The 2,414-nt window shown below is 72.9% G+C and carries 1 protein-coding gene; it reads right to left on the bottom strand.

Features of this window, described 5'->3' with window-relative positions; translation table 11 throughout:
* Positions 1–746: 746 nt before the first annotated feature.
* The coding region (locus tag ABZ749_RS33910) for a DEAD/DEAH box helicase (RefSeq protein ID WP_357235182.1) at positions 747–2,414 on the bottom strand (1,668 nt) is incomplete at its 5' end.

The raw sequence follows: 2,414 nt of genomic DNA, 5'->3' as shown, positions 1-2,414 counted from the left end.
GCGCCCCGCGCCCCGCGCCCCGCGCCCCGCGCCCAAGATCCGAGCAACATCCCCGATGCTGCTGCCTCCGACGCGCCCGAGACAGCAACATCCCTGATCCTGCGCCGATCTTGACGACGAACGCCGCCCCTGGGAGACCGGAACCCCGGCCGCGGCGGCCACGGCCACGGCCACGGCCACGGCCACGGCCACGGCCACGGCCACGGCCACCAAGATCGCACTCGAACCAGGATGCAGTGGCCACGGAACGCCGGGAAGCCACTAGAACCAGGATGTTGCGCGATCTTGAGATCGGGACGCCCGCACAGGGGCATCCATAGCCGTTCCGGGCAGGCAAGCCGCAGCACCAGCCAGGCCTCCGTTGATCCACTCGGGTTCCTTGAAGTCGCGCTTTCCACCTCGCTCGAACCCCGCGTCTTCAAGGAAGCCGAGTGGATCACGGCCGAAACGGCCGACGCGGCCCGGAGCAGCACGTGTTCGCCGTCGGTCAGCCTCTCCACGCCCTTGCCGTCGAGCAGCACGCCCAGCAGCCGCCGGGCCGGCGCCGGGCCGGGATCTGCGGGGGTACGGGCGCAGCGGACCGAGCAGCACGCCCAGCAGCCGTCGGCCGCCGGGCCCGCGCCGGGCCGGGACCTGCGCCGGGCCGGGACCTGCGCCGGGCCGGGACCTGCGCCGGCGCCGGGCCGGGACCTGCGGGGGTACGGGCGCAGCTGACCGGCCACCAGCCCGCCGCAGCCGGCCCGCGTCTAGAGGGTCTGCACGGTGGCGATGCGTTCCTCAAGCTGCTCGATGGTGGCCTGGGCGCTCGGCGGCCCGCCGCAGAGTCGGCGCAGCTCGGCATGGATCTTGCCGTGCGGCTGGCCGGTGCGGTGGTGTCGGGCGGCCACCAGAGCGTTCAGTTGACGCCGGAGCGCCACGCGACGCTGGGCGGCGCTCATGGGTGCGGGCGGCGCTGCCGTGGCCGCAGCGGCCGGCTGAGCGGCCCCGTCGGCCGTACGACGGCGTTGGGCGGCGAGCTGTGCGGCCTGGCGCTTGGTGAGCAGCAGCGAAACCTGGTCGGCGGTGAGCAGACCGGGCAGGCCGAGGTATTCCTCCTCCTCGGGGGTGCCGGCCTGGGCCGCGGTGCCGAACGACGCCCCGTCGAAGATCACCTGGTCCAGCTCGGCGGTGGCCGAGAGGGCCGCGAACCGCTTCTCCAGTTCCCCGCTGGCCTGGTCGTCGCGCTGCGCGCGTTCCAACAGGTCGTCGTCGAAACCGTCGGCTTCCTTGGGTTTACCGAGTACGTGGTCGCGCTCGGTCTCCATCTCGCTGGCCAGCCCGAGCAGGTGCGGCACGCTGGGCAGGAACACCGACGCGGTCTCCCCGGGCCGGCGGGCCCGCACGAACCGGCCGATCGCCTGGGCGAAGTACAGCGGCGTGCTGGCGCTGGTGGCGTAGACCCCGACCGCCAGTCGTGGGATGTCGACCCCCTCGGACACCATCCGCACCGCGACCATCCATCGCTGGTCGGACGCCGCGAACGTCGCGATCCGCGCGGAAGCGCCCTGGTCGTCGGAGAGCACCACGGCGGCCTTCTCACCGGTCACCTGCTCGATGAGCTTGGCGTACGAGCGGGCGGTCTGCTGATCGGTGGCGATGATCAGACCACCGGCGTCGGCCATGCCCGCGTTGCGCAGCACCGTGAGTCGGGCGTCGGCGGCCCGCAGCACCTGCGGCATCCAGTCGCCGGCCGGGTCCAGCGCGGTACGCCACGCCTGGGCCACCAGGTCCTGGGTCATCGGCTCGCCCAGCCGGGCGGCCAGCTCCTCCCCCGCGTTGGTACGCCAGCGGGTCTCCCCGGAGTACGCCAGGAAGAGCACCGGCCGGACCACCCCGTCGCGCAGCGCGTCGGAGTAGCCGTACACCGAGTCGGCGCGGGAGCGCAGCAGCCCGTCCCCGCCCCGCTCGTAGCTGACGAACGGGATCGGGTTGTCGTCGGAGCGGAACGGTGTCCCGGTGAGCATCAGCCGGCGTACGGCGGGTTCGAAGGCGTTCTTCACCCCGTCGCCCCAGGAGCGGGAGTCGCCAGCGTGGTGGATCTCGTCGAGGATGACCAGGGTGCGTCGGGTCATGGTGCGCCGTCGGTGCACCTGCGGGGCCATTCCCACCTGCGCGTAGGTGATCACCGCGCCGTGGAAGTCGGCCGAGGAGTGCAGGTCGGCGTTGCGGAAGGCGGCGTCGAGTTGGATGCCCACCCGGGCCGCCGCGTCTGCCCACTGGCTCTTCAGGTGCTCGGTCGGGGCGACCACAGTGACCGCCTCCACGGTGCCGTCACCGAGCAACTCGGCCGCGATCCGCAGGGCGAAGGTGGTCTTGCCGGCGCCGGGAGTGGCGACCGCGGTGAAGTCCTCGGTACGGCGACGCAGGTATTCCAC

This window comes from Micromonospora sp. NPDC047753 (assembly GCF_040642735.1).
In the GTDB taxonomy this organism is placed as follows: Bacteria; Actinomycetota; Actinomycetes; order Mycobacteriales; family Micromonosporaceae; genus Micromonospora.
This window is presented reverse-complemented; position numbering and strand designations above follow the sequence as displayed.